The sequence below is a fragment of the Paenibacillus phytorum genome, assembly GCF_013141715.1.
Lineage (GTDB): Bacteria > Bacillota > Bacilli > Paenibacillales > NBRC-103111 > Paenibacillus_E > Paenibacillus_E phytorum.
In genome coordinates, this window is record NZ_WHOA01000040.1 from 1 (window position 1) to 1,183 (window position 1,183).

At 44.4% G+C, this 1,183-nt stretch carries 2 protein-coding genes; both read left to right on the forward strand.

Annotated features, from left to right (window positions below; genetic code table 11):
• The coding region (locus GC098_RS06860) for a transposase (RefSeq protein ID WP_246358468.1) at window positions 1–354 on the forward strand (354 nt) is incomplete at its 5' end.
• An 11-nt stretch (window positions 355–365) separates the two neighbouring features.
• On the forward strand, window positions 366–1,183 hold an 818-nt coding region (locus GC098_RS06865; protein ID WP_312880006.1), incomplete at its 3' end, for an IS3 family transposase.

The window sequence follows — 1,183 nt, forward strand, 5'->3', positions numbered from 1 at the left end:
ACACCTCTTAGATTCAGACAGATAATAAATCTAATAAATCGAAGAGGTGCCGGCGCCATGAGTGTGAAGAGACAACATTACAATGAGACGTTTAAACGTGAGGCGGTAAAGTATGTGCAGGAACAAACAAAGTCCCTGGAGCAGATCGCTGACGATCTGAATGTTAATCCGGCTACGCTGAGAAACTGGGTGGGAAAATATCGAGAGTTTGAACACGAACCTGTTAATCAGTGGGAGACTCTTCGCCAACAATCCCACCTCCTTGATGAACAAAAGCGCGAAATTGATGACCTGAAAGAAGAAATAGCCATCCTAAAAAAGGCCATGCACATCTTCAGCAAAGAAAAGAATTAAGGTTCCAATTCATCGAAGATCATCGCTCTGAGTTTCGATTAGAGAAGATGTGCAGCGTATTCAAGGTGTCCCGGAGCGGCTTTTATAAGTGGAAATCCTCAGCGCCTTCTCAGAAGGAATTACACAAAGAGAAGCTTACAGAGCGTATTAAATGGCACTTCTATGACTCTGACGAAATCTATGGCAGTCCAAGAATCCATAATGATCTGGTCAAGGAAGGCTGGACCGTATCGAAACGCACTGTTGGTCTCATCATGCGCGAAAAGGGGCTCCGCTCGTGCATGGCGCGAAAATTCAGAGTCACTACAACCGACTCCGATCACGATAACTCAATTGCCCCAAATGTCCTTGAACAAGACTTCTCAGCAACGAAGCCAAATGAAAAATGGGTAGCCGACATTACTTATATTCCATGTCGACAAGGCAAGCTCTACCTCGCCAGTATCTTGGACCTGTACACGAAACAAATCGTTGGATGGAAGCTAAGCGACCGAATGACAACAGATCTTGTCATGGATGCACTGAAACAAGCTTATGTATCAAAGAAGCCCGGAAAAGACTTGATTCACCATTCTGACCGAGGCTCTCAGTATACCTCCAGCGATTACCGAGAGCAGCTAGAGAGCTATGAAATAAAGCCCAGCATGAGCCGAAAAGGAAACTGCTATGACAATGCCTGTATCGAGGCTTTTCATAGCGTTTTAAAGCGTGAGTTCATCTACAGCAAACCAAAATTCAAGACGAAGCAAGAAGCGCAGCAAAAGCTCTATCGGTATCTTGAGTTCTTTTACAACAGAAAGAGGTCTAATAGTACAATTGGTTACATGTC